Raw genomic sequence first — 25,387 nt, 5'->3', positions numbered from 1 at the left:
TTAGGCCTCTCTGCTTTTCGGCCTAGTCCTTTGGTCCCGAGTCTCAGCCGGCAGCTTCCAGGCTCTTGCTGGCGACCTCGTAAACGTCGGGCGACAGGCCCGGCGTGGCGACGATCCGCTGCAATTCGGCCTTCATCAGGCCCTGACGGGCCGCGTCATACCGCCGCAGACGGGAGAAGGGTCCCATCAGCCGGGCTGCAACCTGTGGGTTCATCGGGTCCAGACGCAGGACCTGATCGGCCAGGAAGCGATAGCCGGCGCCGCTGGCGTCATGGAAGCGGACCGGGTTGCCGTTGGCGAAGCCGCCGATCAGCGCATAGACCTTGTTCGGGTTCCGGATCTCGAAGGCCGGATGGCCGAGCAGGGCGGTGACGCGGGCCAGCGTGTCGGCGCGGTGCGACATCGCCTGCACGCTGAACCACTTGTCGACCACCAGCGCCTCGCCCTTCCAGCGCTCATAGAAGTCGGCAAGCGCCTTCTCTCCTTCCGGCGAGGCGGCGTTGGACAGGAACTGCAGCGCCGCGATCTCGTCGGTCATGCCCTGGGCGGTGCGGTACTGCGTCAGGCACAGCTCCAGTGCCTCCGCGTCCTCCAGTGCCATCAGATATGCAAGGCACAGGTTCTTCAGCGCCCGCTTGCCGATGGCTTCGGCATCGACCGAGAAGGGCTCCTGGCTGCTGTTGCGGCGGTAGAGGTCGAGGAACTTGGCCCGCAGGCGCCCGGCCAGTGTCTTGCGGGCGAATTCCCGCACCGCGTGGATGGCGTCGGGATCGACCACCGGCATCTGGGTGCCGAGATAGGCCTCCGTCGGCAGCACCAGCGCCTGGGCGGCGAAGGCCGGGTCGCGCTGCGCATCGTCCAGGATCTTGGCGAAGGCGTCAGCATAGCCCTCCGGCAGCACCAGATCGCGCCCGGCCTGCTGGTCGGCGACGAGGCCGAGCAGGATGCGGGTACCGAGAATCTGTCCGGCCTCCCACCGGTTGAAGGCGTCGCTGTCGTGCGCCATCAGGAAGGTGAGGTCGGCGTCGGTCAGGTCGGTCTTCAGCTTCACCGGGGCGGAGAAGCCGCGCAGCAGCGAGGGCACCGGCCGGGCCGGGATGTCGCGGAAGGTGAAGCTCTGGTTTTCCGCCGTCACATGCAGGATGCGGCTGGTGCCGGCGGCCGCGTCCTCACCATCCAGGCGCAGCGGCAGGTCCTGCCCGTCCGGGCCGAGCAGCCCGACCACCATCGGGATGTGCATCGGCTGCTTGGTCGGTTGGCCCGGCGTCGGCGGCACCGTCTGCTTCACCGTCAGGGTGAAGGTTTTGGCGGCCGAATCGTAGCTGCCGGCGATGTCCAGTTCCGGCGTGCCGGACTGGCGGTACCACAGCTGGAACTGGGTCAGGTCGACGTCGCTGGCATCGGCCATGGCGGCGACGAAATCGTCGCAGGTGACCGCCTGTCCGTCATGACGCTGGAAGTAAAGGTCGGTACCCTTGCGGTACTTTTCCGGCCCCAACAGCGTGTGGATCATGCGGATGACTTCCGCACCCTTGTTGTAGACGGTGGGGGTGTAGAAGTTGTTGATCTCGACATAGCTGTCCGGGCGCACCGGATGGGCCATGGCGCCGGCATCCTCCTGGAACTGCACGGTGCGCAGCCCCTGGACGTCGGCGATGCGCTTCACCGCGCGGGAATGCATATCGGACGAGAATTCCTGATCGCGGAAGACGGTCAGCCCTTCCTTCAGCGACAACTGGAACCAGTCGCGGCAAGTGACGCGGTTGCCGGTCCAGTTGTGGAAATACTCGTGCGCGACCACCGCCTCGATGTTGAGGAAATCGGTATCGGTCGCGGTTTCCGGCTTGGCCAGGATGTATTTGGTGTTGAAGACGTTGAGCGACTTGTTTTCCATCGCCCCCATGTTGAAATCGCCGACCGCGACGATGTTGAAGATGTCGAGGTCGTATTCCAGACCATAGACCTCTTCATCCCAGCGCATCGACTTGATGAGCGAGCGCATGGCGTGGTCGATCTTGTCCTCGTTCCCTGGCTCCACATAGATGCGCAGCGTCACGTCGCGGCCGGACGCGGTGCGGAAATGGTCCTCGCCATGGACAAGCTTGCCGGCGACCAGCGCGAACAGGTAGCAGGGCTTGGGGAAGGGGTCCTCCCAGCGCGCCCAGTGGCGGCCGTCTTCCGAATCGTCCGACGCGGCCAGATTGCCGTTGGACAGCAGCACCGGATAGCGCGCCTTGTCCGCGGTGATGGTGGTGCTGTAGCGCGCCATCACGTCCGGCCGGTCGGCGAAATAGGTGATCTTGCGGAAGCCTTCCGCCTCGCATTGCGTGCAGAAGTTGCCGGAGGACTTGTAGAGCCCTTCCAGCGCCGTGTTCTCCTGCGGCTTGATGCGGACGATGGTTTCCAGGGTGAAGCTGTCCGGCACCTCCAGCACGATCAGGTGATCGGGGGTGACGGTGAATTCGTCCGGCCCCAGAGTCCTGCCGTCCAGCGCCACCGACACCAGATCCAGCCTCTGCCCGTCGAGCGACAGCGGCTCCGTCGCGGCATCGGGGCGGGCCGGGTTGCGGCGGATCGCGAGCACCGCGCGGACGGTGGTGACATCCTCGCCCAGGTCGACGAACAGGTCGACCGTGTCGATCAGATGCGCCGGCGGGCGATAGTCCTGAAGCCGGATGGCCTTCGGCGTGCCTTTGTCCATGTGCCTTGTCTCTGGTCTGTGTCTGTCTTGCGGATCAAGCCGGTCGGGACAGGTCCGAGGGACAAGGACTGTAGCAAGGCGGGAACGGGCTGTCTTGAGTGGGAATGGGGGAGGGGCGCGGCGCGCGCCCCGGGAATGCCCTATCTCTTGACCTGCGCGACCTTCAGCAGGGTGAAGGCGCCCATCTGGTCGATGTATTGCTGATAGAAGAAGCGCCATTTCTTGCCGTTGCGCACCCCAACCAGCGTGACCTTGACCCCGTCGGTGCCCGGCACGTTCATGTATTGCGACTTGTGCAGGGTGGTGCCATGCATGCGCATGCCTTGGCGCAGTCCGGCCTCGTCGATCCGTCCCTGAGCGGTCTGCAGATTGCCGTGGGAGGCGGAGTAGGTGCCGCCGCCATGATCGCTGAAACCGAAGGAGCAGCCGTCCATCGTCGGCGTGAACATCACGTCGGCCTCGTCGTCCAGCACGACGAGATGCTTGAAATCCTGATCATAGGGCAACCAATAGGCGTTCCAGCTGTCCGGCTGGTTGCCCTGGTCGTAGCGCACCGACCAGACCTTGGCGTTCTTGGTCGTAAACTGCGAGACGATGCCGGTGCCCTTGCGGGTGCAGTTCATGCCGTCGTCGCTGAGGCTGAAGCTCTTGACGCCGCCGACGCGGTAGTTGGGCTGGTAGGCCTGATACTGGATCCAGATCAGGTTGTTCTTGAGGAAGCTTTCCGGATTCGCGACCAGATCGGCGATGTTCGGCATGTGCGCGACTTTCCTGCTGGATGGATCAGAGGACGCCGAAGACGGGGCGCTTGTATCCGGCCTCCGTCTCGTTGCCGGACAGGAACCAGTAGGCCTTCATCAGCGCGAACTGCTGGTTGTCGTCGCGCAGCAGCACATAGGCGCAATAGACGGTGCCGTCGTCCGGCCGCAGGAAGGCGGCGATCCACGGGTTCTGCCGGGTGCCGATGTGGGCGGCGTGGCCCAGCTTGCGCGTGATGTCGTTGCGGTAGCCGACCAGCGTCGCCGCATGTCCCTGGCGGAAGGGCAGAGCCGAAAGTTCCTGATAATTCTGCAGGATGCGCGGGTTGCCGTCGCCTTCCTCGGCATACCACTGCGCCACCTCCATGTACTCGTTGGCCCGCGCGTTCGCACGGTCGTACCGAGCCTGCTTCTGCCGGTCGGTATGACCGGCGGCGGTCTTTTTCAGAAAGCTGATGAGTCCCATGGTCCGCGCCCCTCCCATTCTCCGGATGGGACGCTAGCAGAGCAATCGGGGAGGCGCAAAAGGGTGGGGGTCATATGAAGGTATGCGGTTTGGCGGGGCCCGTTCGAAGGCAATGCCGGGCAGGTGGCGTCTTCGGCGAGCGCTGGTTTTGTATAATGCCGTTATCGACAGCTGAAAGTAGCTATGCCATTCTTAGGTTGATATGAATAGAACATTATCTCATTAACGGAGTTCGATTAGCAATGCGGAAGCTTTTGATCTCAGTTGCCGCAGGAATATGCCTGTCCGGCAGCCTTGCCGGTTGTGCAACCCAGGGGCAAAGTCGCTATAGCTTCCAGGATGTCGGCCGGGCGTCGGTTGTCGAGTTCGGGACGGTGGTGGCATCGCGTCAGGTGGACATTCGGGGACAGAACACGGGTGTCGGGGGCGTCGTTGGCGGAACGGCCGGCGGTCTGGCGATGTCGAACGTGGGGCAGGGGTCCGGGAACGTCGCGGCGATTCTGGGCGGCGTCCTTGTGGGTGCCGCGATTGGAGCGATGGCCGAGCAGGCCGCCAGCGACCGCATCGGGATCGAGTACACCATCACCCTCGCGAATGGGAAAACCATCACCATCGTTCAGGAGCAGGCGGCGGGTGACCGCGTGTTCAATCCGTCCGAGCGCGTGATGGTGCAGGCCAACGGAACATACCAGCGCGTTCTGCCTGCCGATCACCTGCCGAACCAGATCGCCCGGCCGCAAGGCATCAAAGTCGTTGATTGAAACCCTGCAGGACAAGAATAAGATGATCCGGGTAATTGTCTGTGCTCTGCTCGCGGCGCTGGTTTCCGGTTGCGCGTTGACCGAGGATTCCATCGCCGTCAAATACTCCGCTCCATCGAATATCTCGGTGGTCCAGGGGGCCCAGGACGTGACCATCAGCGTGACCGCTGCTGATGGCCGCGTGTCGAACCGGGACCGGGTATCGACGAAGAAGAACGGCTACGGAATGGAGATGGCGAAGATCACCGCCTCCAACGACGTGGTGGCCGAAGTCAGCCAAGCGGTGCAGGCCGAACTGGCCTCCCTTGGCTTCAATATTGGCCCCGGCGGCATCGCCATCACGGTACAGACCACCAACTTCTACAACGATTTCAAACCCGGTTTTTGGTCGGCGGAAGCAGTCGCGGAGGTCGCATTCGATCTGACGGCGAAACGACAGGACGGCACCCTGGTCTATAGCCGGAGTTACCGGGCGGTCGGGGTGAACAAGGATGTCATGCTCATGATGGGTGAGCAGGCCGTACCGGCCTTGTCGGCCGCGCTGAGGGACGCCGTTCAACTGGTCGTTCAGGACACGAACCTGCACCAGGCCCTATTGCAGGCTGGCACCAAGCCGAAAGTCTCGGCTTTGCCGACGTCCTGACCTTCGTTTGCGGTTGAGCGGACGCGAGTTCGCAGTCGGTGTTGGGCTCGCACGGTCCACCGATCCAACGGGGATCGTGATCTGGCGGATGGGGTGGGATTCGAACCCACGGTAGGCTTGCACCTACGCCAGTTTTCAAGACTGGAGCCTTAAACCGCTCGGCCACCCATCCTTCGGCACACGGGAGTAGCGAATGCGTCGCGGTGGGTCAAGTGTCGCGCGCAAGGTTCTGTGATTTGCCCGTCAGTTGCGGCCAGTCAGTTCCGGATCGGGCGGCCCAGGGTGCGCAGGCGGCGGGTCGGTTTGGGCGGGCTGGGGCTGTCGGAGAAGTCTGGCAGACTGGGGGCGCGGGCTATCGTCTTGCGGATCAACTCCGCCGTGGCGTCCAGATCGTCCAGAATCTCCGGCGCCACGCGGTCGGCATAGCGGGGTCCGAGCAGGCGGGTGCGGGTCTGGTCGATGCTGCGCAGTTCGGGCTCGAACAGCTCGCGGGCGCCGATGGGCAGGACCTGATCCTCGCGCATGCCGGAGAAGTAATTGCGCATCGCCCGCACCAGCATGCGGGTCAGCAACAGATCCATCCGCTCGAACTCGGCACGCAGATCGCTGAGACGCGACTCGTCCACGCCTTGCAGATGCTCTTCGGTCAGGGCGAAGAGGGCGCGGATTTCCTCCACCTTGCGGCGGAAGTCGAGGAAGGAGGCGAAGCGGTCGTCGCCCATATCGCGCTGGGCGCGCTCGGCAAGCTGGGAGGCCTCGGTCGCCTGACGTTCCAATGCCGCCAGCAGAGATTTCACCCGTTCCCGGCCGTTGTCGCCCCCCCACGCCATGCCCGCCCGTCGCTCCCCCCGATGACCGCGCCCGCCCGGTTGTCGTCCGGGGCGCGCAGTCATCCTAGAAGCGAAAGTTTTAACAAAATGCTTTTTGTCACGCGGATTCCACAGCAGCGGTCAGGCGTCGCGCAGGTCCAGGATGACGGGGGTGTGGTCGGAGGCCTTCTCCAGGCCGCGCGGGCCGCGGTCGATGGTGCAGCCGGCCAGACGGTCGGCGGCCTGGGGTGACAGCAGGAAATGGTCGATGCGCAGGCCGTTGTCGCGCGGCCAGCTGCCGGCCTGATAATCCCAGAAGGTATAGGCGCGGTCGTCGTCATGCAGGGCGCGGTACGCCTCGGTCAGGCCTAGATTCAGCAGGGCGCGGAACTTGGCCTTCGATTCCGGGCGGAACAGCGCGTCGCCGGCGAAGGCCTGCGGCGAGAAGACGTCGCGTGCCTCCGGGATGATGTTGTAATCGCCGCCCAGCACCACCGGGATTTCCTGCACCAGCAGGCCGCGGGCGTGGTCGTACAGCCGGTCCATCCAGCGCAGCTTGTAGGCGAACTTCTCCCCCGGCACCGGGTTGCCGTTGGGCAGGTAGAGCGAGGCGATGCGCACGCCGGACACGGTGGCCTCGACATAGCGGGCCTGTTCGTCCTCCGGCTCTCCCGGCAGGCGGGTCAGCACGTCTTCCGCCGGGGTCTTGGACAGCAATGCCACGCCATTATAGGCCTTCTGCCCGACGGCATTGACGTGATAGCCGAGATCCTCGAACGCCGCGCGCGGGAAGGCGGCGGTCTCGCATTTGATTTCCTGGAAGAGCACGACGTCCGGGGACGCCGCGCGCAGCCAGTCGGTGATCAGCGGAAGGCGGGCCTTCGCCGAGTTGACGTTCCAGGTGGCGATCTTCACGAAACAGGCCTGCCTTCTTTTCTTGGTCTTGTGAGGTCGAACCGTGGCCTTAGACCGCGGCCCTAAACCGCGAATGAGTTGCCGCAGCCGCAGGACGCGGTGGCGTTCGGGTTCTTGATCTGGAAGGCGGCGCCCATCAGGTCCTCGACATAATCCAGCGTCGCGCCGGCCAGCAGGTCGAGCGAGGCGTCGTCGGTGACCACCTTCGTGCCGTCCTTCTCGAAGACATGGTCCTCGTCGGTCGCGGTCTCGTCGAAGGTGAAGCCGTACTGGAAGCCGGAGCAGCCGCCGCCGGAGACGGTCAGGCGCAGCATCAGGTTGGGATTGCCCTCCTGCTCGATCAGGAAGGCGACGCGCTTGGCGGCGCTTTCGCTGACGCCGAGGATGCGGGCATCGGTGGGGAGTGCGGTGTCGGGCATGGGATGGCCCCTCTGGTGCGGTGCGGGAGTTGCGACAAATGTAAGGGGGATCGGGGGCTTCGTCAAAGTATGGGCACCCTTGCGCCAAACCGTTGCGCTTCTGGCACGCTTGTCCGCCGGCAGCGCCGGGGGGCGGGGCATAGCACGCCTTCGCCGTTGCGCCTGCGTTTTCCCGCCGGTAGTGTCCGCCCCATGACGGCGGACTGTTCCCACGATCGGCTGGCTCCCTTTGCCTGCAACCCGGCGGACACGCGCGGGCGGCTGACGGCGGAGCCTGAAAGCCCGACGCGCTCGTGCTTTCAGCGCGACCGCGACCGCATCGTGCATTCCGGGGCCTTCCGCCGGCTGAAGCACAAGACGCAGGTCTTCGTCTATCACGAGGGCGACTATTACCGCACCCGGCTGACCCACAGCCTGGAGGTTGCGCAGATCGCGCGCTCCATCAGCCGCACGCTCGGCCTGAACGAGGATTTGGCGGAGGCGGTGGCGCTGGCCCACGACCTTGGCCACACCCCCTTCGGCCATGCCGGCGAAGACGCGCTGAACGCCTGCATGGAGCCGTTCGGCGGCTTCGCCCACAACGACCAGACCCTGCGCATCCTGACGCGGCTGGAACGGCGCTATGCCGAGTTCGACGGGCTGAACCTGACCTGGGAAGCGGTGGAGGGCGTGGTCAAGCACAACGGCCCGCTGTTGCCGTTGCTGCCCGGACAGCGGCTGCCGACGACGATCGCCGCCTTCCAGGGCGAATGGGATCTGGAGCTGCACACCAATCCGGGGGCCGAGGCGCAGGTGGCGGCGCTGGCCGACGACATCGCCTACAACAACCACGACATCGACGACGGCCTGCGCGCCGGCCTGTTCACGGTCGAGGAGGTGGCGGAACTGCCGCTGGTCGGCCCGATCATCCGCGAGGTCTGTGACCGGTATCCGGGGCTGGAGCGTTCGCGCCTGATCCACGAGACGGTGCGGCGGATGATCAACGCCATGGTCGTCGATCTGGTGACGGAGACGCGGCGGCGGCTGGCGGAGCACAAGCCGGGAAGCGCTGCCAAATTGCGCGCCCTGCCGCTGGCGATGGTCAGCTTCTCCGACGGCATGCTGGAGGCGCAGCGGCCATTGCGCGCCTTCCTGCGCCAGCGCATGTATCGGCACTATCGCGTGAACCGCGAGATGAGCAAGTGCAAGCGCGTGGTGCGCGCCCTGTTCGAACTGTTCATGGACGAGCCCAACACCCTGCCGACCGAATGGCAGCGCGACATCGCCAAGGCAGGCGGCGACGCCGACCTTGCGGTGCGTGCCCGCCATGTGGCCGACTATATCGCCGGCATGACCGACCGCTACGCGCTGGCCGAACATGACCGGCTGTTCGACCTGCATGTAAAAACCTGACGCGTGAAGACCTGAGCCGCGAGGCTCCTGTGACCTCCTGAAAAGACGACCTGAGACGATGAATATTTTCAAGGCCTTCGAGACCGATATTCGCAAGCTGCTGGAAGAGCTAGCCGCGGAGGGTGCCATCCCCGCCGGGCTGGACAGCAGCCGTCTGACGGTCGAGCCGCCGCGCGAGGCCTCGCATGGCGACCTGTCCACCAACGCCGCCATGATCCTGGCGAAGCCGGCGAAGATGGCGCCGCGCGCCCTGGCTGAACTGCTGGTCGCCAAGCTGAAGGGCCGCGCCGACGTGGCGTCGGTCGAGATCGCCGGTCCGGGCTTCGTCAACCTGCGCCTGACGCCGGACGTCTGGCGCGACCGCATCCGCGACGTGCTCAACGCCGGCACCGCCTATGGCGACAGCGACCTGGGCGGCAAGACGCCGGTCAATGTGGAGTATGTGTCGGCCAACCCGACCGGTCCGCTGCACGCTGCCCATGGTCGCGGCGCCGTGTTCGGCGACGCGCTGGCCTCGCTGCTGGAAAAGGCCGGCTACGCCGTCAGCCGGGAATACTACATCAACGATGCCGGCGCCCAGGTCGATGTGCTGGGGCGGTCCACCTTCATCCGCTACCGCGAGGCGCTGGGCGAGGAGGTGGGCGAGATCCCGGCCGGCCTTTATCCCGGCGAGTATCTGAAGGAGGTCGGTCAGGCCCTAGCGGAGCGTGACGGCAACCGCTGGATCGACACCGACGAGTCCGAATGGCTGCCGGCCTGCCGCGACTTCGCGATTTCCATGATCATGGGCTGGATCAAGGGGGATCTCGGCGTGCTGGGCGTCACCATGGACGTCTACAGCAGCGAGCGCGCGCTGGTCACCGCCGGTGCGGTCGACAAGGCGCTGACGGCGCTGGAGGAACGCGGCCTGATCTACACCGGCGTGCTGGAGCCGCCGAAGGGCAAGAAGCCCGACGATTGGGAGCCGCGCCCGCAGACCCTGTTCAAGTCCACCGATTTCGGTGACGACGTCGACCGGCCGCTGAAGAAGTCGGACGGCTCCTTCACCTATTTCTCGAACGACATCGCCTATCACTTTGACAAGTATAAGCGCGGTTTCGGCAGCCTGATCGACGTGTGGGGCGCCGACCATGGCGGCTACGTCAAGCGCATGCAATCGGCGACCACCGCGGTGACCGAGGGCAAGGCCTCGCTGGACGTGAAGCTCTGCCAGCTGGTCCATCTGATGCAGAACGGCCAGCCGGTGAAGATGTCCAAGCGCGCCGGCACCTTCGTGACGCTGCGCGACGTCATCGATCAGGTCGGCAAGGACGTGGTCCGCTTCATCATGCTGACCCGCCGCAACGACCAGACGCTGGATTTCGACTTCGCCAAGGTGACGGAGCAGTCGAAGGACAACCCGGTCTTCTACGTGCAGTATGCCCACGCCCGCTGCCGCTCGGTCCTGCGCCATGCCGCGACGGCGCTGCCGCAGCTGGACCAGACGCCGGCGGCGCTGGCGGCTTCGGCGAATCTCGCCCGGCTGGATGCGGAGGAGGAGATGGCGCTGGCCAAGCGCATGGCCACCTGGCCGCGCGTGGTCGAGGCGGCGGCGGAGGCGCATGAGCCGCACCGCATCGCCTTCTTCCTCTACGATCTCGCGAGCGACTTCCACGCGCTGTGGAACCGGGGCCGCGACGATGCCTCGCTGCGCTTCCTGATCGAGGGCGATGCGGAGTTGACGACGGCCCGTCTGGCGCTGATCGCCGCGGTGGCAACGGTCATCGCGTCGGGTCTCAAGGTGATGGGTGTCGAACCGGTGGAGGAACTGCGTTCATGAGGTACGACGGCGACGTCAACTACGCGGCCAATCCCTATGGGATGCCGCCCCGACAGTCCGCGAACAAGCGCGGGCTGCTGGCGCTCGGCTTCGCCGTGGTCGGCGTCGTTGCCTTCGCCGGTGCGGCGGTCGTCGGACTTCGCGGGCATGACCGGCTGTCCGGCGACGGCCCGCCGCTGCTGGCCGCGGATCCCACCCCGCCCAAGACGCGTCCCGATCAGCCGGGCGGCATGGAGGTGCCGCACCAGGACATCCTGGCCTATGAGCGGCTGCGCGACCATGACGGTGGGCGCGGCAATCAGGTGGAACGGCTGCTGCCGCCGCCGGAGGTGCCGCTGCCGCGCCCGGTGGTGACGCCGCAGATGCCGGCCGTGGTGCCGCTGCCGTCGGTCCCGTCGGTGGCCCAGCTGCCGCCGGGCTCCACCGCCACCGTGCCGCGCGACAGCGTCGCCGCGGCGGTCGCGGCTGTTGCCCCGCTGGCCGCCCCGGAGCCGGCACCCGGCCTGTCCGCCACGGACCCGGCCGCCGCGCCGCCGGTTCAGACCCAAGCCACCCAGGCGCCGCCCAGCGTAGTCGCCAAGCCGCAGCAGCCGCCCGCCGCTCCGCCCAAGCCGGTTGTCCAGCAGCAGGCCTCTACGGCGAAGCCCCCCGCTCCGCCGCCGGTCCAGCAGAATGCCGCTCCGTCGATGGGACAGCTGATCGCCAAGCTGGAGGCCGTCTCGCTGCCGGCTGCCCCGGCCAAGGCGGCGCCTCAGCCGGCGAAGGCCGCGCCCGCCGCCATGCCCGCCCCCACGCCCGCTGTTGTCGGCGGCAGCGGCGGCTGGCGGGTCCAGCTGGCGTCGGTGCGCAGCGAAGGCGAGGCCGCGGCCGAATGGCGCCGTCTGGCCGGGCGCCATTCCGATGCGCTTGGCGGCCTGTCGATGCATGTCGCGAAGGTCGATCTCGGGCCGAAGGGCGTCTTCTATCGGGTGCAGGGCGCCGGTGCCGACGAGGCGCGGGCCAAGTCCGTCTGCGCCCAGCTGCGCGCACAGAATGTGGGGTGTGTGGTTGTCCGTCCCTGATTCGGTGGGTCGTAACCTAGTGGACCCCGCCACCCCGGTTGCCCGTCCGCGCGCGGTCGTCTTCGGCTGCGCCGGGCTGGAGGTGACGCCCGACGAGGCCGCCTTCTTCCGCGACGCCGATCCGCTCGGCTTCATCCTGTTCCGCCGCAACTGCGACAGCCGCGACCAGATGCGCCGGCTGGTGGACGATCTGCGCGCCAGCGTCGGTCGGCCGGACGCCCCGGTGCTGATCGACCAGGAGGGCGGCCGGGTCGCGCGGATGCGCCCGCCGCATTGGCCGGCCCACCCGCCGATGGGCGTGTTCGGCGCGCTCGCCGAACGCGACGCCGCCGCCGGGCGCGAAGCTGCCTGGATCAATGGCCGGCTGCTCGCCCACATGCTGGCGGAGGTCGGCATCACGGTCGATTGCGCCCCGGTCTGCGACGTTCCGGTGGAGGGCGCGCATGACATCATCGGCGACCGCGCCTTCTCGCGCGACCCCGCCCTGGTGATCGATCTCGCCCGCGCCACCGCCGACGGGCTGCTGGCCGGGGGCGTGCTGCCGGTGGTCAAGCATATCCCCGGTCACGGACGCGCCTTCGCCGACAGCCATGCCGAGCTGCCGGTGGTGGAGGCCGATCGCGCGACGCTGGAAGCCACCGACTTCGCCCCCTTCCGCGCGCTGGCCGACCTGCCGCTGGCGATGGTGGCGCATGTGGTTCTGAAGGCCATCGACCCGACCGCCCCGGCCAGCACCTCCGCCATCGTGGTGCGCGAGGTGGTGCGGGGGCCGTCCATCGGCTTCGACGGGCTGCTGTTCAGCGACGATCTGTCGATGAACGCGCTGCAGGGCGACCCGAGGACGCGGGCGGAAGCGGTGCTGGCGGCCGGCATGGATGTCGTGCTCCACTGCAACGGCGATCTGGCCGAGATGCGGTCTCTGATCGACGCCGTGCCGGTGCTGAGCGGGGCGGCGGCCGAGCGCTGGGCGCGGGCGGAGGCGATGCGCCACGCGCCGGAACCGGCGGACATCGCGGCATTGACGACCCGGCTGGCCGAGCTTCTCGGCACGGCCCAAGCCTGACGGACGGGAGCGGACGATGGAGGAATGGATCTTCCAGGTGACGGCCGTGGCCCTGCCGGCCATCCTCGCCATCACCATGCACGAAGCGGCGCACGGCTTCGTCGCCTGGAGGCTGGGCGACGACACCGCCTATCGGCTGGGCCGCGTCACCTTCAACCCGATCCGCCACATCGACCCGTTCGGGACGATCCTGCTGCCGGCGCTGATGTATTTCACCACCGGTTTCGTCTTCGGCTGGGCCAAGCCGGTGCCGGTCAATTTCGCCCGGCTGGACCATCCACGCCGCGACATGGTGTGGGTGGCGCTGGCCGGTCCGGGGACCAACTTCCTGCTGGCGGTGGCGTCGGCGGTGCTCTGGCGGCTGGTCAATCCGGAAAACAGCTATATCGAACTGTGGATCCGCTCCGCCGCCGAGGTGTCGGTGCTGGTCAACGTCATCCTGATGGTGTTCAACCTGATCCCGCTGCCGCCGCTGGACGGCGGACGGGTCGCGGTCGGCATCCTGCCGGATTTCCTGGCGGTGCCCCTGGCGAAGCTGGAGCGCTTCGGGCTGCTGATCCTGATGGCAGCCTTCTTCCTGCTGCCGATGCTGGGGCGGCAGATCGGCATGGACCTCAGCGTCATGCATTGGGTGCTGGGCCCGCCCGTGGACGCGGTGATCGACTTCATCCGCATCCTGACCGGCAACGACTGAAAGCGATCATATGGCTGATCTGGTGGCCGGGCGTGTGGGCGAAGCCCCCGCTGCCGCGGAGGCGTCGCCGTCCGAGCAGCTTCTGCTGGTGCTGGACGGCTTCGAGGGACCGCTCGACATGCTGCTGGCGTTGGGGCGTGACCAGAAGGTCGACCTGACGCGCATCTCCATCCTGGAACTCGCCGACCAATATCTCGCCTTCGTGGCGGAGGCGCGGAAGGTGCGGCTGGAGCTGGCGGCCGACTATCTGGTGATGGCGGCGTGGCTGGCCTACTTGAAGTCGCGCCTGCTGCTGCCCGAGCCGGAGGGGGAGGAGCCGTCCGGCGAGGATATGGCGGCGGCGCTCGCCTTCCAGCTCCAGCGGCTGGAGGCGATGAAGGGCGTGGCCGAAAAGCTGTTCGCCCGCCCGCGCCTGGGCATCGACGTTCACCCGCGCGGCGCGCCGGAGGATTTGGACCTGCAGCGCAAGTCGGTTTACGAGGTCACGCTGTTCGACCTGCTGCGCGCCTATGGCCAGCAGCGCGCCCGTAAGGACTCCTCGGTCCTGCACATCGCCCCGGTCCGCCTCTATTCGATGGAGGAGGCGGTGCAGCGCCTGTCGTCGCTGCTGGGCCGCATGCCGGACTGGGCGACGCTGGCGAGCTTCCTGCCGGGCGGGGAGGGCGGCGGGCTGCTGACCCGCTCCGCCCTGGCCGCCCATTTCGCGGCGACGCTGGAACTGGCGAAGGCCGGCCGGGTGGAACTGCGCCAGGAGGTCGCCTTCGCCCCGCTCTATGTCCGCGGACGCTCCGGCGATTCCCAGGGCGGCGACAATTCGGAAGAAGCACAGTCCCATGATTAAGGAAGTTACCGACGCCCACGAGGCGGAGGCCCGCATCGGCAGGCTGCGCCTGTTGGAGGCGCTGCTGTTCGCCACGGCCGAGCCTTTGGACGAGGAGACGCTGGCCGGACGGATCGGGACGGAGGTCGGCCCGCTGCTGGAGGAACTGCGTGCCCATTACGCCCCGCGCGGCGTCAATCTGGTGCGCACCGGCGGTGGCTGGGCCTTCCGCACCGCGGTCGATCTGGCGCCGGAGTTGCGGCGCGAGGAGGAGGTGTCGCGCAAACTCTCGCGCGCCGCCATCGAAACGCTGGCGATCATCGCCTATCACCAGCCGGTGACCAGGGCCGAGATCGAATCCATCCGTGGCGTCGCCACCAGCAAGGGCACGCTGGACCTGCTGATGGAACATGGCTGGATCCGGCCGGGCAAGCGGCGGGAGACGCCGGGCCGGCCGCTGACCTGGATCACCACCGACCATTTCCTCGATCATTTCGGGCTGGAAAGCTTGCGCGACCTGCCCAGCGTCGACGACCTGCGCGCCGCCGGCCTGCTGGACAGCCGCCCGGTGCTGCTCGGGTTGGGGACGACGGGTGACGACAGCGCGCTGGGGACCGACGACGATGCGTGACTTCCGGGCGGGACCGCGTTTTTAGGGGGCTGCCGCGCGAATTCCCGTGAAAGCTCAATGACAACCGTTTAAGGATGGTGGGGCGAACGTTGCGGCCCTACGGCCTTTCTGCCATAGTGCCGCCCCGCCGCTAAGGCCGTTCAAACGTGATAGGCGCGCCATGGGTTCTTTCAGCATCTGGCACTGGATCATCGTTCTTCTGATCGTTCTTCTGCTGTTCGGCGCCGGTAAGCTGCCGAAGGTGATGGGCGACCTCGCCAAGGGCGTGAAGTCCTTCAAGGCCGGCCTGCAGGACGACAGCGACGATGCAGCCCCGGGCAGCAACGCCAAGACCATCCCGAACCAGCCGGCCAACACGGCCGAAACCGCGGCCAAGAAGGACGAGGCGGTCCGCAGCTGACCGGCGGGCGCGCGGGCGCCCATTCGGAACGCCGCGCGCCGACCCTGCCCACCGCATTCGTGAAGCCGGAAGAACATGTTCGACATCGCTTGGTCCGAACTGATGGTGATCGCCGTGATCGCCCTTGTGGTCATCGGACCCAAGGACCTGCCCAAGGCGATCTTCACGCTCGGCAAATGGGTGCGTAAGGCCAGAGGCGTCGCGCGCGAATTCCAGACCCACATCGACGACATGATGCGGGAAACCGAGTTGGACGAGCTTCGCAAGGAAGCGCTGAAGACCCGCGACCTGAACATCAAGAAGATGATGGAAGACACCATCGATCCGAAGGGAGAGGTGGGCAAGGCCTTCGATCCCAAGAGCTTCGATGTCGGGCTGAACGGCCATCACGGCAGCACCCCGGAGCCGGACCTGCCGCAGGTTCCGGCGCCCTCCGCTCCGCCGGTGACCGACAGCGTGGCCCCGTCGGCTGCCCCGTCTCCGATTACCACCGAACCGCCGCAACCGGTTCCGGCCCCTGTGCCCCAGCCCGCTCCGGCCCCTCGGCCGGATGCCGTGGCCTCCGCCCAGCCGACCGACAAGCAGACCTGAAGATAAAGACGGGCCATGACCGGCGAAACGCAGCAGGACGAACTTGAAGACAGCAAGATGCCGCTGATCGATCACCTGATCGAGCTGCGGAACCGGCTGATGTGGTCGATCGGTGCAATCCTGATCGCCTTCCTGCTGTGTTATGCGGTGTCGGACAAGATCTATAATTTCCTGGTCCAGCCGCTGGCCGACCTGCTGGCGGGGCAGGGGCGGCGGATGATCTACACCGGCCTGACCGAAGCCTTCTTCACCTATGTGAAGGTGGCGTTCTGGGCCGGCTGCTTCATCTCCTTCCCGATCATCGCCAGCCAGATCTGGATGTTCGTGGCGCCGGGGCTGTACAAGCACGAGCGCAAGGCGTTCCTGCCCTTCCTGATCGCGACCCCGGTGATGTTCCTGACCGGCGCCGGCATCGTCTATTACTTCATCTTCCCGATGGCCTGGCGCTTCTTCCTGGGATTCGAGTTCCATCCCGGCGGCGACGGCAACGCCCTGCCCATCGAGTTCGAGGCGCGCGTCGGCGAATACCTGCATCTGGTGATGTCGCTGATCTTCGCCTTCGGCATCGCCTTCCAGCTGCCGGTCCTGCTGACCCTGCTGGTCCGCGTCGGCATCATCAGCACCGATGCGCTGGCGTCGAAGCGGCGCTATGCCATCGTCGGCGCCTTCATTGCCGCCGCGGTGCTGACCCCGCCGGACGTCATCAGCCAAGTCAGTCTGGCGCTGCCGCTGATCGCGCTCTACGAAATCGCGATCATCATCGGCCGCCGGATCGAAAAGGCGCGGGCCGAGACGGAAGCCCAATAGTCGGCCGGGCTTTTTGTCTGCCGTGACGCAGGGTAATAATCCGTCCGTCGTGGACATGCCGCCATTCTCGCGCTAAAAGCACGGTTCGGCCAATGGAAGGCCGCAGCCGCGCACCCGGAGCCTTGACCGTATGCAGACCGCCAACGACATCCGTCGCACGTTCCTGGATTTCTTCGCCAAGCAGGGCCATCAGAAAGTCGATTCGTCGCCGCTCGTGCCGCGCAACGACCCGACGCTGATGTTCACCAACGCGGGCATGGTCCAGTTCAAGAACGTCTTCACCGGTGCCGAGACGCGGCCGTACAAGCGCGCCGTCACCTCGCAGAAATGCGTGCGCGCCGGCGGCAAGCACAACGACCTGGACAATGTCGGCTACACCGCGCGGCACCACACCTTCTTCGAGATGCTGGGGAACTTCTCCTTCGGAGATTATTTCAAGGACGACGCCATCGCGTTCGCCTGGAACCTGATCACCAAGGAATATGGACTGCCGGCCGACAAGCTGCTGGTGACGGTCCACACCTCGGACGAAGACGCGGCGGCGATCTGGCGCAAGGTCGCCGGCCTGTCGGACGACCGCATCATCCGCATCCCGACCGACGACAATTTCTGGCGCATGGGCGACACCGGCCCCTGCGGCCCGTGCTCCGAGATTTTCTTCGATCACGGCCCGTCGATCGCCGGCGGCCCGCCGGGCAGCCCGGACGAGGATGGCGACCGCTTCATCGAGATCTGGAACCTCGTGTTCATGCAGTATGAACAGCTGGGTCCGGACAATCTGGTGGCGCTGCCCAAGCCGTCGATCGACACCGGCATGGGGCTGGAGCGTCTGGCCGCCGTCCTGCAGGGCAAGCACGACAACTACGACATCGACCTGATGCGCGCGCTGATCATGGCGTCGGCCGAGGCGACCAAGACCTCGCCGGACGGCGCGCATGCTGTGTCGCACCGGGTGATCGCCGACCATCTGCGCTCCACCTCCTTCCTGATCGCCGACGGCGTCCTGCCGTCGAACGAGGGCCGCGGTTATGTGCTGCGCCGCATCATGCGCCGCGCCATGCGCCACGCCCACATGATCGGCGCGCGCGAGCCGCTGATGCACCGTCTGGTCCCGGCGCTGATCCAGCAGATGGGCGACGCCTATCCGGAGCTGAGCCGCGCCCGCGCCCTGATCGTCGAGACGCTGAAGCTGGAGGAAACCCGCTTCAAGCAGACGCTGGAGCGCGGCCTGCGCCTGCTGGAGGACGAGGTTGGCCATCTGGGCGAAGGCCAGCCGCTGGCCGGCGACGTCGCCTTCAAGCTGTACGACACCTTCGGCTTCCCGCTCGACCTGACGCAGGACGTGCTGCGCGGCCAGGGCCGGGCGGTGGACGAGGCCGGCTTCAAGGCGGCGATGGACGAGCAGCGCCGCAAGGCCCGCGAATCCTGGGCCGGCTCGGGTGAGGTCGGTACCGAGAAGCTGTGGTACGAGATCAAGGACGAGTTGGGCGCCACCGAGTTCTTCGGCTACGACACCGAAGTGGCCGAGGGCAAGGTGACCGCCATCGTCAAGGGCGATGCCCGCGTCGAGGCCGCAAGCATCGGCGATCAGGTGATGGTCGTCGTCAACCAGACCCCCTTCTATGGCGAATCGGGCGGTCAGGTCGGCGACGCCGGCGTGATCTTCTCCGCCGGCGGGGCCGAGGTCGCGGTTTCGGATACGCTGAAGAAGCTGGGCACGGTGTGGGCGCATGTCGGCACCGTCACCAAGGGCACCCTGAGCGTCGGCGACGTGGTCGAACTGCGCGTTGATACCGAGCGCCGCGCCGCCATCCGCGCCAACCACTCCGCCACCCACCTGTTGCACGAGGCGCTGCGCCACCGGCTGGGCGACCATGTCACCCAGAAGGGCTCGCTGGTGGCGCCGGAGCGTCTGCGCTTCGACATCAGCCAGCCGACCGGCCTGTCCGCCGCCGACATCGCCGCCATCGAGGACGAGGTGAACCGCCGCGTGCTGGCCAACAGCGAGGTCATCACCCGCCTGATGTCTCCGGACGAGGCCCGCGCCCAAGGTGCCATGGCTCTGTTCGGCGAGAAGTACGGCGACGAGGTCCGCGTCGTCTCCATGGGTGGCCCGCATGGCGAGGTGGACCGCGATTACTCGATCGAGCTGTGCGGCGGCACCCATGTCCGCCGCACCGGCGACATCGGTGTCTTCAAGATCGTCTCCGAAGGCGCCGTCGCCGCCGGTGTCCGCCGCATCGAGGCGCTGACCGGCACCGGCGCCAAGGCGTGGCTGTCCGAGCGCGACCATCTGCTGACCGAGGCGGCGAGCGTCCTGAAGGTCAAGCCCGACGAGGTCCCGGCCCGCGTGGCGGTCCTGGTCGAGGAACGCCGCAAGATGGAGCGCGAGCTGGCCGAGCTGCGCCGGCAGGTTGCGATGGGTGGCGGTGTCAAGGCCGAGGGCGGCAGCGAGGCCAAGGACGTCGCCGGCGTGAAGTTCGCCGCCCGCGTGGTCGAAGGCCTGCCGGCCAAGGACCTGAAGCCGATGGCCGACGAGCTGAAGAAGCAGGTCGGCTCCGGCGTCGTCGTGCTGATCGCCTCGAACGAGGGTAAAGCCTCGATCGTCATCGGCGTGACCGACGACCTGACCGGCAGCTTGAGCGCCGTCGATCTGGTCCGCGTCGGCGCCGAGGCGCTGGGCGGCAAGGGTGGCGGCGGCCGGCCGGACATGGCCCAGGCCGGCGGCCCCGACGCCTCGCTGGCTCCGGCGGCGGTCGAGGCCATCGAAAAGGCGATCGCGGCCAAGAAGGCCTCCTGATCGCACTGAAACCCGGCCCCCGGATCGCTCCGGGGGCCGTTTTTCTGTTCGTGCCGTCTTCATAAGGTCCGGCGATGGAACTGCCCACTCTGCCCTTCACCGTGACCGACTGGGCCGCTGTCCCGGTCACCGAACATCCGGGCGAAACCGGCAAGGCGCTTTGGCGCAGCTTCCATGCCGGGGAACTGCGGGTTCGGCTGGTCGAATACACGCCGGGCTATCTGGCCGACCATTGGTGCGACCGCGGTCATGTGCTGTTCGTGGTCAGCGGCAAGCTGATTACCGAGTTGAAGGACGGCCGTCGTTTCGTCCTGACCGCCGGCATGAGCTATCAGGTGTCCGATTTCGGCGACGAACCGCATCGGTCCTCGACCGAAACCGGTGCCACCCTGTTTATCGTGGACTGAAACCTTCTCGCTTGAGGGAGCCCACCCATGCGCTTCACCGGAACCGACCGCTATGTCGCCACCGACGACCTGATGGTGGCGGTCAACGCCGCCATCACGCTGGAGCGGCCGCTTCTGGTGAAGGGGGAACCCGGCACCGGCAAGACCGTGCTGGCGGTGGAGATCGCCCGCGCGCTGAACAAGCCGCTGCTGTCCTGGCATGTGAAGTCGACCACCAAGGCGCAGCAGGGCCTCTACGAATACGACGCGGTCAGCCGCCTGCGCGACAGCCAACTGGGTGAGGCGAAGGTCCACGACATCGCCAACTACATCGTCCGCGGCAAGCTGTGGGAGGCCTTCGAGGCGCCGGAGGCTCCGGTCCTGCTGATCGACGAGATCGACAAGGCCGACATCGAGTTCCCCAACGACCTGCTGCTGGAACTCGACCGCATGGAGTTCCACGTCTATGAGACCCGCCAGACGATCAAGGCGGCCAAGCGCCCCATCGTCATCATCACCTCCAACAACGAGAAGGAGCTGCCGGACGCCTTTCTGCGCCGCTGCTTCTTCCACTACATCCGCTTCCCCGACCGCGAGACGATGGAGCGCATCGTCGAGGTCCATTACCCCGGCCTGAAATCCACCCTGCTGCGCGAGGCGCTGAACCTGTTCTACGACCTGCGCGAGGTTCCGGGGCTGAAGAAGAAGCCCTCGACCTCCGAACTGCTGGATTGGATCAAGCTGCTGATGGTCGAGGACGTCGATCCCGAGACCCTGCGCGCCAAGGATGCCCGTACGCTGATCCCCCCGCTGTGCGGCGCGCTGCTGAAGAACGAGCAGGACGTCCACACGCTGGAGCGGCTAGCTTTTCTGGCCAAGCGGGGGCGGTGAGGGGCGGTCGCTTGCCCCCACCCTGACCCTCCCCCGCTCTCAGCGGACCTACGGTCCGCCTGCCGCGTCAGCACAAAGCGAAGCTTTGTGCGAGAGCTGGGCGGGGGAGGGGACAAGTGCTTGTTCGGGAGAGTGGCGGCAGTCCCTCCCCCGCCCAGCGGGGGAGGTTAGGTGGGGGTCTAACTTGGCACCCCCTCAAACCCCCTCAACCTCCTCCATCGCCACGCCCAGTGCCACGCCGGCCACCGACTGCACCGTCACCCGGCTGCGCCCGCCGCCCAGCGGCATCACGCGGATCTGCGTGCCGATTCGCTCGACCATCGCCGGAACGTGGCTGATGACGCCGACCTGACGACCGCCGGCCTGCAGAGCCTCCAGGCATGACAGCGCCACGTCCAGGCTGTCCGGGTCGAGCGTGCCGAACCCTTCGTCGATGAACAGCGTGCCGATCCCGCCCGCAGTTCCCGCCGCCATCGCCGACAGGCCGAGCGCGAGGGCCAGCGACACCAGGAACAGTTCGCCGCCGGACAGGCTGTGCACGCCGCGCCGCTCGTCGCCCATCTCGCGGTCGACCACCTGGATTTCCAGATCGGCCCCCGCCACCCGCTCCAACCGATAGCGGCGGGCGAGATCCTCCAGATGCCGATTTGCGTGGGTCAGCAGCAGGTCCAGGCTCAAACTCTGGGCGAAGTTGCGCATCTTCTGCCCGTTCGCCGAGCCGATCAGCTGCGCCATCTTGCCCCACAGCGCACAGCGCGCCTGCTGCCCCTCGATCGCCACCCGCAGCCCGGCCAGCCGTTGCCGGTTGCCATCATCGGCCTCCAGCCGTCCACGCGCCGAACCCAGCCGGTCGCGGTCCCGTTCCAGTACCGCGCGGGTGCTCTCGGCCGCGGCGGCAGCGTCTTCGGCGCTCAGTGCCGGCCCGCCCGCGGCATGGTGATCGGCGCGCTGCCGCCGCCGCTCGGCCACCACCAGCGCCGCGTCGCCACGCGCCCGCTCCAGCACCGCCAGCGCCAGCTCTTCCGCCTCCAGCTCGCTTTTGGCCGCCGCCAGCAACCGGCGAACCTCCTCCAAACCGGCGCCACGCTCCGCCGCCGCACGCTCCAGCCGCTCGCCGGCCGCCCGCGCCTTGTCGGCGCACTGCCGCGCCGCCTCGCCCCGGGTCTCGCGCTCACGCTCCGCCGCCGACAGCCGTGCAACGGCGTCCTGCCGTGCGAAAGTGGCTTTTTCCACCAGGGCCTCGGCCTCGTGCCGCTCCCCGGCCAGTGCCTTCCGCACCACCGCCACCGGCCGGCCACCCAGAAGAGCACTTCGCGTCGCCCGCGCCTCCGCCAGCCGGCCGGCGAGATCGTCCGCCCGCTTGCGCGCCTCCTCCTCGGCCCGCAGCGCCGCGTCCGACTCCGCCGTCTGCACCGCGAGTTCCCCGGTGAACCGCTCCACCTCGCGTGCGGCACGGGCCAGCGCGTCGGTCTTTTCGCGACATTCGGCCACCCGCGCTGCCAACCCGGCCCGATACCCGTCCGCTTCCCGTTCCAGCCGTGCCCGCCAGTCTGCTTCCCCCGCCAAGCCTTCGTCCAACTCTGCCAGGGCAGCATCCCGATCTGCCTTTGCCCGGTCCAGCGCCGCCACCGCCAGCGCCAAAGCCTGCCGTCCGTCGGCCAGCCGTTGCCGGTTCGCCTCGCACTCCGCCGCCAGCCCAGCCGCCGCGGTCTCGAGACGCCGATGGTCCTGCTGAGCGGCATCCACCCGTCTGCGGTGGTCGAGTGCCCGTTCCTCGTCGGCCGCAATCGCCGCCAGCCGCCGGTCGGCCTCCTCGACCGCGTTGCGGATGTCGGCCAGCATTCCGCCGTCGGCCTCCCAATCGGCAGCCGTCGCCTGTTCCGCCCAGCGCGGCTCCAGCCCGTCGGTTTCCCGCGCCATGGCGGCAAGCCGGGCCGTCAGTCCCTCGGCGCCCTTGCGCGCCGCCCCTTCCGCCGCCTCCAGCGCGGCATGGCGGGCAACCGTCGCGGCAAGCGCCTCGCGCAATTCGGCACGGCGCTTTTCCTGATCCCGCGTCACCCGGCCGAGCGGCGTTGCCCCGGCCTCCGCCCAGGGATGCTCGGCCGATCCGCAGACCGGGCAGGGCTGTCCCTCCTCCAGCCGCCCGCGCAGGCTCTCCACATCCTCGCGCTGGGCCAGCATCAGCCGTTGCAGCGTGTGCTCAGCCTCCTCGACCGCCGCCTGCTGCCCGGCGCGTAGCTCGGCAAGCTCCCGCGCCGCCGTCCCGTCACGCTCCGCCTCGCCCAGCAGCCGCAGCCGCTCACCCTCCGCCGCCTCGCGCTCGGCGGCCAGCCGCTGCCGAGTTTCGCCGGTGGCGAGCAGCGCGAGCAGCCTGTCCCGCCGCAGCCCCGCCGTGGCCCGTGCCTGCCGCGCCTCCTCCAGCGACGGAACCGCCTCACCCCGAAGGCTTTCCAGCGCCCGCTCCGCCGCCTGACAGCGCGCGCGCGCCTCCGCCAGCCGGGCGTCCGCCGCCTCGGCAGTGGCGGCGGTCACCGCAAGTTCCCGCTCCAGCCGCCCGCGCTCCCGCGCCGCCGACTCGCCGGTGCGGGTGTCGGCGATGGCGCGCGCCAGCAGCCGGTCCCACCGCTCCCACTGTCCGGCCACCACGGCGAGGCCGGCCTGCTCCCGCAGCCAGACCTCGAGCCGCGCCACGTCGTTCCGGGCCGCCGACAACATGGTCTCGATGTCGCGCACCGCCTTTCGTGCCGCCCCGACGCGCTGCGTCGCCACCTTCGCCGCCGCCTCGGCAGTCTCCTGCTCGCCGGACAGCATCGCGATCCGTCCATCCAGATCAGCGGCGCGTTCAAGATCGGGTTCGGCTTTCATCTCGGCCGCACGGGCGTCCTCGAACCGCCGGCGGGCCTCGCCATGGCGGGTGGTGGCTTCCTCTGTCGCCAGTCGTGCCGCCTCCCACGCCTCCGCCGCCCGGTCAACCGCCGCGGTGGCCTCCGCCGCGTCGCCGTTCGCCCGGTCGGCATCGGCCAAAAGCGGCCGAAGCGGTTGCAAGCCGCGCAGCCGGGCCGCCGCCTCGCGCCGCTCCTCCGCCTCGACCCACTCCCGCTCCGCCGCGCTTGCCGCTTCGGCCGCCTTGCTCTCCGCCGCCGCGAGCTGCCCGTCGCGCTCATGCCAAGCCAGTGCCGCCTGGGCGAGCGCCAGTGCCTGCTCGCCGCTCCGCACCGCCTTCGCCGCCTCTTCGGCTTCGGTCTGCAAGGCCGCGCGGTCGTCGTCGCTCAGCACGCCGATGCCGCCGCCTTCCGCCAGTAGCGTGTCGAGCCGCTGCGTCTCCGCTTTTGCTCGTTCATGGGCCGCAAACGACAGGCGAGAATAGATCTCCGTTCCGGTCAGCAGTTCCAGCAATTCGGAGCGGTCCCGCGCCGGCGCCTTCAGGAAGGTGGCGAAATCGCCCTGGGCCAGCAGAACCGCACGGCGGAACTGCTCGAAGCTCAGGCCGAGCCGCCGTTCGATCTCCTCCTGCACGCTCTTCTTGCCGTCGCCGAACCGCCGTTCGCCATCGAGGCTGCTCAGCGACATGCTCTGGTTCTGCAAGGCTCCCTGCGCCTTCTGCCGCGCCCGCCGCACCTCCCAGCGCGCGCGATAAGCCTCGCCGTCGATCCCGACGAAATCCACTTCGGCCCAGCCGAATCCGGCACCGCGCCGCAGGACCGTGCGCACGTCGGTGGTGCGGATGCTGTTGGGATCGCCGTCCAGCCCCAGCATCTCGCCGCGCCCTTCCGGCAGTCGCGGCATGCGGTCGAACAGGGCAAGGCACAGGGCATCGAGAATCGTGCTCTTGCCGGCACCGGTCGGCCCGGTGATGGCGAACAGCCCGGCGCGCCGCAGCGGTTCTCGGTCGAAGTCGATGGCGAAGGTGCCGTCGAGGCTGGTCAGGTTGGCACCGCGCACCGCGAGAATCCGCATCACATCGTCTCCTGCACGCCGGTCAGCAACTCGTGGAAGGCCGCCATCAGATCGGGGTCGGGATCGCCCTCGTGGCTGCGGCGGTAGAGACGCCGGAAGACCTCCTCCGGCTCCAGCGACGCCAGATCGATCGGCGGCGCGCTGTCGGCCAGCGTCTGGCCGCTGCCGGTCAGCCGCACCCCCAGCTTCAGCAGCCGCACCGGCCGGCCGGCCAGCACCGCTTCGACCTCGTCGCGCAGCGCGGGGCGCGGTTCCGGCAGGGTGACGGTCACCTCAAGGAAGGGCCAGGCATCGCGCGGCAGGGCATTGTCCAGTTCCAAACGCTTCAGCCTTTCCAGCGCCGCCTCCGGGCTGGCCTCGCTGATGCGGTGGATCGGCACATGGCGCGGTACGCGCAGGGACTCATGACCGACCAGCCGGCCGCCGGCGAACTCCGCCAGCACCACCTGATGGGGATAGGGCTCTTCGTCCAGCGCCAGCGGGATGGGGGAGCCGCTGTAGCGCACGCCCTCGCGTCCGCCCACCGCCTGCGCCCGGTGCAGGTGGCCCAGCGCGACATAGGCAGCGTCGTCGGGGAAGATGTCGACCGGCAGAGCATGCAGG

At 67.9% G+C, this 25,387-nt stretch carries 23 protein-coding genes and 1 tRNA gene (1 of these 24 cut by a window edge); 15 read left to right on the top strand and 9 right to left on the bottom strand.

What is annotated here, in order from left to right:
* Positions 1-43: 43 nt before the first annotated feature.
* The 3 genes from pepN to M5E06_RS20060 all read right to left on the bottom strand — a co-directional run bounded on the left by pepN (position 44) and on the right by M5E06_RS20060 (position 3,925).
* A complete protein-coding gene (pepN, locus tag M5E06_RS20070) occupies positions 44-2,701 on the bottom strand; it encodes an aminopeptidase N (protein ID WP_252139701.1) in 2,658 nt (885 codons plus the stop codon).
* Between the two features lie 140 nt (positions 2,702-2,841).
* On the bottom strand, positions 2,842-3,459 hold the full coding sequence (locus M5E06_RS20065; protein ID WP_252139700.1) for a hypothetical protein: 618 nt from the start codon (positions 3,457-3,459) through the stop codon (positions 2,842-2,844).
* A gap of 25 nt (positions 3,460-3,484) precedes the next feature.
* Complete coding sequence (locus tag M5E06_RS20060) at positions 3,485-3,925, bottom strand: hypothetical protein (RefSeq protein ID WP_109153050.1); 441 nt, start codon at positions 3,923-3,925, stop codon at positions 3,485-3,487.
* 242 nt (positions 3,926-4,167) lie between these two features.
* Here M5E06_RS20060 and M5E06_RS20055 point away from each other — a divergent pair, with 242 nt between their 5' ends.
* A complete protein-coding gene (locus M5E06_RS20055; protein ID WP_252139699.1) occupies positions 4,168-4,686 on the top strand; it encodes an outer membrane lipoprotein in 519 nt (172 codons plus the stop codon).
* Positions 4,679-5,329: a YajG family lipoprotein gene (locus M5E06_RS20050; RefSeq protein ID WP_252139698.1), complete on the top strand. Its 651-nt coding sequence runs from the start codon at positions 4,679-4,681 to the stop codon at positions 5,327-5,329. The genes M5E06_RS20055 and M5E06_RS20050 overlap by 8 nt, the downstream gene beginning before the upstream one ends.
* A gap of 82 nt (positions 5,330-5,411) precedes the next feature.
* Here M5E06_RS20050 and M5E06_RS20045 read toward each other — a convergent pair.
* The 4 genes from M5E06_RS20045 to erpA all read right to left on the bottom strand — a co-directional run bounded on the left by M5E06_RS20045 (position 5,412) and on the right by erpA (position 7,472).
* Positions 5,412-5,501: transfer RNA gene (locus M5E06_RS20045), tRNA-Ser, on the bottom strand.
* Positions 5,502-5,586: 85 nt separating this feature from the next.
* Positions 5,587-6,159, bottom strand: coding sequence for a hypothetical protein (locus tag M5E06_RS20040; protein WP_252139697.1), 573 nt, complete (start codon positions 6,157-6,159; stop codon positions 5,587-5,589).
* 120 nt (positions 6,160-6,279) lie between these two features.
* Positions 6,280-7,053, bottom strand: a complete 774-nt coding sequence (xth, locus tag M5E06_RS20035; RefSeq protein ID WP_252139696.1) for an exodeoxyribonuclease III — start codon at positions 7,051-7,053, stop codon at positions 6,280-6,282.
* Positions 7,054-7,115: 62 nt separating this feature from the next.
* Entirely contained in the window at positions 7,116-7,472 is a 357-nt protein-coding gene (erpA, locus tag M5E06_RS20030; RefSeq protein WP_252139695.1) for an iron-sulfur cluster insertion protein ErpA, read from the bottom strand.
* A gap of 192 nt (positions 7,473-7,664) precedes the next feature.
* Between erpA and M5E06_RS20025 the strand changes: the two genes are divergently transcribed.
* The 13 genes from M5E06_RS20025 (at position 7,665) to M5E06_RS19960 (ending at position 20,827) form a co-directional block, all read left to right on the top strand.
* A complete protein-coding gene (locus M5E06_RS20025; protein WP_252139694.1) occupies positions 7,665-8,864 on the top strand; it encodes a deoxyguanosinetriphosphate triphosphohydrolase in 1,200 nt (399 codons plus the stop codon).
* 58 nt (positions 8,865-8,922) lie between these two features.
* Positions 8,923-10,683, top strand: coding sequence for an arginine--tRNA ligase (gene argS, locus M5E06_RS20020; protein ID WP_252139693.1), 1,761 nt, complete (start codon positions 8,923-8,925; stop codon positions 10,681-10,683).
* Complete coding sequence (locus M5E06_RS20015; protein ID WP_252139692.1) at positions 10,680-11,744, top strand: SPOR domain-containing protein; 1,065 nt, start codon at positions 10,680-10,682, stop codon at positions 11,742-11,744. Before argS ends, M5E06_RS20015 begins: the two co-directional genes overlap by 4 nt.
* Positions 11,716-12,807: a beta-N-acetylhexosaminidase gene (nagZ, locus tag M5E06_RS20010; protein ID WP_252139691.1), complete on the top strand. Its 1,092-nt coding sequence runs from the start codon at positions 11,716-11,718 to the stop codon at positions 12,805-12,807. The genes M5E06_RS20015 and nagZ overlap by 29 nt, the downstream gene beginning before the upstream one ends.
* A 16-nt stretch (positions 12,808-12,823) precedes the next feature.
* Positions 12,824-13,501 carry a site-2 protease family protein gene (locus M5E06_RS20005; protein WP_109153041.1) on the top strand — a complete coding sequence of 226 codons (678 nt, stop codon included), beginning with the start codon at positions 12,824-12,826 and terminating at the stop codon, positions 13,499-13,501.
* Positions 13,502-13,511: 10 nt separating this feature from the next.
* Positions 13,512-14,342, top strand: a complete 831-nt coding sequence (locus M5E06_RS20000; RefSeq protein WP_252139690.1) for a segregation and condensation protein A — start codon at positions 13,512-13,514, stop codon at positions 14,340-14,342.
* Positions 14,335-14,952, top strand: coding sequence for an SMC-Scp complex subunit ScpB (scpB, locus tag M5E06_RS19995; RefSeq protein WP_252139689.1), 618 nt, complete (start codon positions 14,335-14,337; stop codon positions 14,950-14,952). The genes M5E06_RS20000 and scpB overlap by 8 nt, the downstream gene beginning before the upstream one ends.
* A 160-nt stretch (positions 14,953-15,112) precedes the next feature.
* The gene (locus tag M5E06_RS19990; RefSeq protein ID WP_042704372.1) at positions 15,113-15,352 is read left to right on the top strand and encodes a twin-arginine translocase TatA/TatE family subunit; all 240 of its coding nucleotides are present in this window, start codon (positions 15,113-15,115) and stop codon (positions 15,350-15,352) included.
* A gap of 75 nt (positions 15,353-15,427) precedes the next feature.
* Positions 15,428-15,943: a Sec-independent protein translocase protein TatB gene (tatB, locus tag M5E06_RS35620; RefSeq protein WP_286208874.1), complete on the top strand. Its 516-nt coding sequence runs from the start codon at positions 15,428-15,430 to the stop codon at positions 15,941-15,943.
* 15 nt (positions 15,944-15,958) lie between these two features.
* Positions 15,959-16,750, top strand: coding sequence for a twin-arginine translocase subunit TatC (gene tatC, locus M5E06_RS19975; protein WP_252139688.1), 792 nt, complete (start codon positions 15,959-15,961; stop codon positions 16,748-16,750).
* Between the two features lie 130 nt (positions 16,751-16,880).
* Positions 16,881-19,550: an alanine--tRNA ligase gene (gene alaS / locus M5E06_RS19970; protein ID WP_252139687.1), complete on the top strand. Its 2,670-nt coding sequence runs from the start codon at positions 16,881-16,883 to the stop codon at positions 19,548-19,550.
* A 74-nt stretch (positions 19,551-19,624) separates the two neighbouring features.
* Positions 19,625-19,957 carry a DHCW motif cupin fold protein gene (locus M5E06_RS19965; protein WP_252139686.1) on the top strand — a complete coding sequence of 111 codons (333 nt, stop codon included), beginning with the start codon at positions 19,625-19,627 and terminating at the stop codon, positions 19,955-19,957.
* Between the two features lie 27 nt (positions 19,958-19,984).
* Positions 19,985-20,827: an AAA family ATPase gene (locus M5E06_RS19960; RefSeq protein ID WP_252139685.1), complete on the top strand. Its 843-nt coding sequence runs from the start codon at positions 19,985-19,987 to the stop codon at positions 20,825-20,827.
* Positions 20,828-21,022: 195 nt separating this feature from the next.
* Here M5E06_RS19960 and M5E06_RS35615 read toward each other — a convergent pair whose 3' ends face one another.
* Together M5E06_RS35615 and M5E06_RS19945 are read right to left on the bottom strand one after the other, a co-directional pair.
* Complete coding sequence (locus M5E06_RS35615; RefSeq protein ID WP_286208873.1) at positions 21,023-24,784, bottom strand: AAA family ATPase; 3,762 nt, start codon at positions 24,782-24,784, stop codon at positions 21,023-21,025.
* Positions 24,784-25,387 carry the end of an exonuclease SbcCD subunit D C-terminal domain-containing protein gene (locus tag M5E06_RS19945; protein ID WP_252139684.1) on the bottom strand. 641 nt of this gene lie beyond the right edge of the window, so 604 of the gene's 1,245 nt are visible here — the last part of the coding sequence; its start codon lies beyond the right edge, outside the window; it ends in the stop codon at positions 24,784-24,786. Before M5E06_RS19945 ends, M5E06_RS35615 begins: the two co-directional genes overlap by 1 nt.

Source organism: Azospirillum sp. A1-3, from assembly GCF_023806445.1.
Classification (GTDB): domain Bacteria; phylum Pseudomonadota; class Alphaproteobacteria; order Azospirillales; family Azospirillaceae; genus Azospirillum.
The sequence above is the reverse complement of the archived record's forward strand: the minus strand, read 5'-3'. Positions and strand labels throughout refer to the sequence as shown.